This window comes from Paenibacillus agri (assembly GCF_013359945.1).
Classification (GTDB): Bacteria; Bacillota; Bacilli; order Paenibacillales; family Paenibacillaceae; genus Paenibacillus_AQ; species Paenibacillus_AQ agri.
Genome location: NZ_JABWCS010000018.1, coordinates 1 through 239, shown reverse-complemented (window position 1 = coordinate 239; position 239 = coordinate 1). Strand labels below are relative to the sequence as shown.

Genomic DNA, 239 nt, shown 5'->3' with positions numbered 1-239 from the left:
GCCTACCTGTGTCGGTTTGCGGTACGGGCACCTTCTCCTGACTAGAGGCTTTTCTTGGCAGTGTGAGATCATGACCTTCGCTACTATAATTTTCGCTCCCCATCACAGCCCAGCCTTAACGGTGTGCGGATTTGCCTACACACCAGCCTCACTGCTTAGACGGACATCCATCAGTCCGCGTCACTACCCTCCTGCGTCACCCCATCGCTCATAGCGGATTACGGTGGTACAGTAATTTC

General features: G+C 54.0%; 1 rRNA gene. It reads right to left on the bottom strand.

What is annotated here, in order from left to right:
• Window positions 1-239 (bottom strand): 23S ribosomal RNA (locus HPT30_RS00080); the annotation flags it as partial.